This is a genomic window from Thermomonas sp., from assembly GCF_020850895.1.
Taxonomy (GTDB): Bacteria; Pseudomonadota; Gammaproteobacteria; order Xanthomonadales; family Xanthomonadaceae; genus Thermomonas.
Genome location: NZ_JADZDS010000038.1, coordinates 1 through 3616, shown reverse-complemented (window position 1 = coordinate 3616; position 3616 = coordinate 1). Strand labels below are relative to the sequence as shown.

Below are 3616 nucleotides of genomic sequence, written 5' to 3'. Positions count from 1 at the left end.
TCGGTTGCTTCGTTCAAGATCCGCGACGGCTGGCCGATCGGCTGCAAGGTGACCCTGCGTCGCGCCCACATGTTCGAGTTCCTCGACCGCCTGATCAACATCTCGCTGCCGCGCGTGCGTGACTTCCGCGGCGTGTCCGGGCGTTCGTTCGACGGCCGCGGCAATTTCAACATGGGCGTCAAGGAGCAGATCATCTTCCCGGAGATCGACTTCGACGCCGTCGACGCCATGCGTGGCATGGACATCGCCATCACCACCACCGCGAAGACCGATGCCGAGGCCAAGGCCCTGCTCGAAGCCTTCCGCTTCCCGTTCCGCAACTAAGGACACATCATGGCCAAGACTTCCATGGTCAACCGCGAGGTCAAGCGCGCCAAGCTGGCCAAGCAGCATGGCGCCAAGCGCGCCGCGCTCAAGAAGATCATCTCCAGCCAGGATGCGTCCTACGAGGAGAAGATGGCGGCCGCGACCAAGCTGCAGAAGCTGCCGCGCGATTCCTCGCCATCTCGCCAGACCACGCGCTGTGCCCTGACCGGCCGGCCGCGCGGCGTCTACAGCAAGTTCGGTCTCGGCCGCAACAAGCTGCGCGAAGCCACCATGCGCGGCGACGTCCCTGGCCTGCGCAAGGCGAGCTGGTAAACCGTTTTCCTGCTACACTGGGCGGCTCCCGCCAAAAAGCAGGGAACCCGATGCCCGCACCCGCGGGCATTCGGTTGAACGTCGCGCCGTCCTCCGGCGCCCACAATCCGACAGATTTTCGCGAAAGCGGATATCGGTGCTACTCATCCAGGTGAACCTACATGAGCATGACTGATCCCATCGCCGACATGCTGGTCCGCATCAAGAATGCGGCTGCGGTCGGCAAGCCGGCGGTGAAGATGCCGTCCTCCAAGACCAAGGTGGCGATTGCCAACGTCCTCAAGGACGAGGGCTACATCGCCGATGTTCGCGTGACCCCGAACGGCGCCAAGGCCGACCTCGAGATCGCGCTGAAGTATTTCGAGGGCAAGCCGGTGATCGAGACCCTCAAGCGCGTGTCGCGCTCGGGCCTGCGCAATTACCGCGGCAAGGATGCGCTGCCGAAGGTGCTGAATGGCCTCGGCGTCGCCATCATTTCCACCTCCAAGGGCATCATGACCGATTCGCAGGCGCGCCAGCAGGGCGTCGGCGGCGAAGTCCTGTGCATCGTGGCGTAAGGGAGATCCGACCATGTCACGAGTTGCCAAGAAGCCAGTCGCCCTGGCCAAGGGTGTCGAAGTCAGCGTCCAGCCGGACGCCATCAGTGTCAAGGGCCCGAAGGGCACCCTGAGCATCGCCAAGCCGGCCGGCATCGATGTCAAGATCGAGGACGGAAACGCCCTGCTGTCGGCCAACGAGCCGTCGCTGGTGCCGTTGACCGGCACCCTGCGCGCGATCGTCGCCAACATGGTGCACGGCGTCAGCAGCGGGTTCGAGCGCAAGCTCGACCTGGTCGGCGTGGGTTATCGCGCCTCCATGCAGGGCAAGGACCTCAGCCTCGCGCTGGGTTACTCGCACCCGATCCTGTTCAGCCCGCCGGCTGGCATCACCATCACCACGCCCACCCAGACCGAAATCCTGGTCGCCGGCGCGGACAAGCAGATGGTCGGCGAAGTCGCTGCCAAGATCCGTGGCTACCGTCCGCCGGAGCCCTACAAGGGCAAGGGCGTCAAGTATTCCAACGAAACCATTCTCCGCAAGGAAGCCAAGAAGGCGTAACCGGGTGCGCCGCACGGGCATTTCGCCCGCTGTTGCTCCCCGCAACCCGTCGATCCGCTTCCGAGGTAAAGACACATGGACAAGAACATCGCCCGCCTGCGTCGCGCCAAGTCGACCCGTGCGCACATCCGCAATCTCGGCGTGCCGCGCCTGTCGGTGCTGCGCACCGGCCAGCATCTCTACGCCCAATTGTTCACCGCCGACGGTGCCAAGGTGCTGGCTTCGGCCTCCACCGTGCAGGCCGATGTCATGAGCGGCCTGAAGAGCGGCAAGAACGCCGAGGCCGCTGCCAAGGTGGGTCAGGTGATCGCCGAGCGCGCCAAGGCGGCGGGGATCGAGAAGGTCGCCTTCGACCGCTCGGGCTACCGCTACCACGGCCGCATCAAGGCGCTGGCCGACGCGGCCCGCGAGGGCGGCCTGCAGTTCTGATGGCGGGCGGGCCCTGGGGTCCGTCCGTGGTTGATGCATCGGGGCTGCGCCCCCATGCATGCGTGACTGCCGATGCGGATTGCATCGGTCGCCTTCGCCGGTTGCGGCGGACGCGGGGCACCCGCGGTACTCAACAACGATAAGCGGCGATGCCGCAAATCCCTACAACTATCGAGACATCGAAATGGCAGAACAACGTGAACCGCGCGGGCGTGACCGCAAGCACGAGCGCGAAGAAGTCGATGACGGCATGATCGAGAAGCTGGTCGCGGTCAACCGCGTCAGCAAGACCGTCAAGGGTGGCCGCCAGTTCACCTTCACCGCGCTGACGGTGGTGGGTGACGGCGCGGGCAAGGTCGGTTTCGGCTATGGCAAGGCGCGCGAAGTGCCGGTGGCCATCCAGAAGTCGATGGAATCCGCGCGCAAGAACATGAGCAGCGTTGACCTCAAGAACGGCACCCTGTTCCATGCGGTGAAGGCCGGCCACGGCGCGGCACGCGTGTTCATGCAGCCGGCCTCCGAAGGCACCGGCGTGATCGCCGGTGGCGCGATGCGCGCTGTGCTGGAAGCCGTGGGCGTCAAGGACGTGTTGGCCAAGGCCGTCGGCTCGCGCAATCCGATCAATCTGGTACGCGCCACCGTCAAGGGCCTGCAGGCGATGCAGTCGCCGGCCCGGATCGCGGCCAAGCGCGGCAAGAACGTGGAGGACCTGACCCATGTCTGAGAACAAGACCATCAAGGTCCGCCTGGTCAAGGGGCTGGGCGGCACGCAGTCGCGGCATCGCCTGTCGGTCAAGGCATTGGGCCTCGGCAAGGTGGGCAGCGTCCGTGAACTGAAGGACAGCCCGCAGGTGCGTGGTTTGATCAACCAGTTGCATTACCTGGTCAAGGTCGAGGATTGATTCCATGAAGATGAATACTCTGAGCCCTGCCGAGGGTGCCCGCCAGGTCGCCAAGCGCGTCGGTCGTGGCATCGGTTCCGGCCTGGGCAAGACCTGTGGCCGCGGCCACAAGGGCTCGTTCGCGCGTTCGGGCAAGGGCAAGATCAAGGCCGGCTTCGAAGGCGGGCAGTCGCCGATGCAGCGTCGTCTGCCGAAGATCGGCTTCGCCTCGATGCAGGCCAAGGACAACGCCGAAGTGCTGCTGTACCAGTTGGACAAGCTGCCGGCGGGTGATGTCGACTTTGCGACCCTGCAAGCGGCGGGTCTGGTGCCGAGCACCGCCAAGCGTGCCAAGGTGGTGGTCAAGGGTGGCGTGACCAAGGCTTACGCGCTCAAGGGCATCGCTGCGACCGCGGGCGCCAAGGCCGCGATCGAAGCCGCTGGCGGCAGCCTGGCGGAGTAAGCGGCGCATGTCGCGAAGCGCGGAATCGATGGCCGGGCTGCTCGGCGCCGGCAAGTTCGCGGAGCTGCGTTCCCGGCTGCTGTTCGTGGTCGGGGCGCTGATCGTT

8 protein-coding genes are annotated in these 3616 nt (G+C 65.5%); all 8 read left to right on the top strand.

The annotated features are described in order from the left end of the window. The coding region (gene rplE, locus IT472_RS03500; RefSeq protein ID WP_297178446.1) for a 50S ribosomal protein L5 at window positions 1–324 on the top strand (324 nt) is incomplete at its 5' end. A gap of 9 nt (window positions 325–333) precedes the next feature. Further along, entirely contained in the window at window positions 334–639 is a 306-nt protein-coding gene (gene rpsN / locus IT472_RS03495; RefSeq protein ID WP_297178443.1) for a 30S ribosomal protein S14, read from the top strand. A 161-nt stretch (window positions 640–800) separates the two neighbouring features. Further along, on the top strand, window positions 801–1196 hold the full coding sequence (gene rpsH / locus IT472_RS03490) for a 30S ribosomal protein S8 (RefSeq protein ID WP_297178439.1): 396 nt from the start codon (window positions 801–803) through the stop codon (window positions 1194–1196). A gap of 13 nt (window positions 1197–1209) precedes the next feature. Continuing rightward, entirely contained in the window at window positions 1210–1737 is a 528-nt protein-coding gene (gene rplF / locus IT472_RS03485) for a 50S ribosomal protein L6 (RefSeq protein ID WP_297178438.1), read from the top strand. Window positions 1738–1812: 75 nt separating this feature from the next. Next, window positions 1813–2166: a 50S ribosomal protein L18 gene (rplR, locus tag IT472_RS03480; protein ID WP_297178435.1), complete on the top strand. Its 354-nt coding sequence runs from the start codon at window positions 1813–1815 to the stop codon at window positions 2164–2166. Between the two features lie 184 nt (window positions 2167–2350). Continuing rightward, entirely contained in the window at window positions 2351–2890 is a 540-nt protein-coding gene (rpsE, locus tag IT472_RS03475; protein ID WP_297178433.1) for a 30S ribosomal protein S5, read from the top strand. Further along, window positions 2883–3068, top strand: coding sequence for a 50S ribosomal protein L30 (gene rpmD, locus IT472_RS03470; RefSeq protein ID WP_297178430.1), 186 nt, complete (start codon window positions 2883–2885; stop codon window positions 3066–3068). The genes rpsE and rpmD overlap by 8 nt, the downstream gene beginning before the upstream one ends. Window positions 3069–3072: 4 nt before the next feature. Continuing rightward, window positions 3073–3510 (top strand): 50S ribosomal protein L15, encoded by a 438-nt coding sequence (rplO, locus tag IT472_RS03465; protein WP_297178426.1) that lies wholly within the window; start codon window positions 3073–3075, stop codon window positions 3508–3510. Window positions 3511–3616: the final 106 nt, after the last annotated feature.

Excerpts from the sequence above, each read along its gene's own strand:
- rplR (WP_297178435.1), top strand. The coding sequence starts at position 1,813 with ATGGACAAGAACATCGCCCGCCTGCGTCGCGCCAAGTCGACCCGTGCG.
- rplO (WP_297178426.1), top strand. The coding sequence starts at position 3,073 with ATGAAGATGAATACTCTGAGCCCTGCCGAGGGTGCCCGCCAGGTCGCC.
- rpsE (WP_297178433.1), top strand. The coding sequence starts at position 2,351 with ATGGCAGAACAACGTGAACCGCGCGGGCGTGACCGCAAGCACGAGCGC.
- rpmD (WP_297178430.1), top strand. The coding sequence starts at position 2,883 with ATGTCTGAGAACAAGACCATCAAGGTCCGCCTGGTCAAGGGGCTGGGC.
- rplF (WP_297178438.1), top strand. The coding sequence starts at position 1,210 with ATGTCACGAGTTGCCAAGAAGCCAGTCGCCCTGGCCAAGGGTGTCGAA.
- rpsH (WP_297178439.1), top strand. The coding sequence starts at position 801 with ATGAGCATGACTGATCCCATCGCCGACATGCTGGTCCGCATCAAGAAT.
- rpsN (WP_297178443.1), top strand. The coding sequence starts at position 334 with ATGGCCAAGACTTCCATGGTCAACCGCGAGGTCAAGCGCGCCAAGCTG.